The following is a 779-nucleotide window of genomic DNA, read 5'->3' as shown; positions in this document are numbered from 1 at the left end:
GGATCTGCGCCGCGATTTTCTGGAACGGCGTTGACTGCCAACAGACCGAGCGCTCACAGCCCTGCTCCCAGAGGAAGAGAGGGGTTGTGCGAGATGACAAGGCTAGTATGGCAGCAAAGAGACTTTTGGCCGAGACGGTCTATGGCTTTGGCAATGGGATCCGTTTCTGCACCATCAAGAGCTCGCCTGAGTTTGGCGGAATACCTTGCTTATTCGGATGGCAGTGATACCCGCTATGAGCTGGTGGCAGGGGAGTTGGTGCCCATGGCTCTTCCAACCGGACGGCATGTGCAGATTCAAAACTTTCTCAGCCGAGTTTTCGAGGCAGAGATTGCACGGCAGCAGTTGCCCTGGACAGCGATACAGGGGAGCCCAGGGATCCAGTCGCCGCGGGGCAGCCACCGGTGGGATACGGTGCGGATCCCGGATGTGGTGGTGCTGCCTTTGGAACAGTGGCAGGAGATGGGATCCCGGGAGGCGTTGATCCGCCTAGAGGAGCCGCCGCTGCTGCTGGTGGTGGAGGTGGTGAGTGAGTCGAGCCGGGCAGCAGACTACCGGGCCAAGCAAGCAGAGTATTGCGTTTTGGGGATCGGCGAGTATTGGGTTGTGGATCCCTTGGAGGAGAAGGTGAGCCTGCTGCTGCTTCATGAAGGCTGGTACGATGTGCTGGAGCTGCAAGGATCCGAGCGGCTGCCCTCGAAGGTTTTTGTGGGGCTGGAGTTACAGGCGGGGGAGATCTTGGCTGCGGATTCGGGTTATTCTGGTAAAGCTACGGGGAG

At 59.3% G+C, this 779-nt stretch carries 1 protein-coding gene; it reads left to right on the top strand.

Going from position 1 to position 779, the window contains the following annotated elements; all coding sequences use genetic code 11:
- Nucleotides 1–141: 141 nt before the first annotated feature.
- A partial coding sequence (locus tag NW856_RS14120) for a Uma2 family endonuclease (protein ID WP_414400755.1) occupies nucleotides 142–779 on the top strand: 638 nt, incomplete at its 3' end.

The organism is Synechococcus sp. R3-13 (assembly GCF_047462195.1).
Lineage (GTDB): Bacteria > Cyanobacteriota > Cyanobacteriia > Thermostichales > Thermostichaceae > Thermostichus.
The sequence above is the reverse complement of the archived record's forward strand: the minus strand, read 5'-3'. Positions and strand labels throughout refer to the sequence as shown.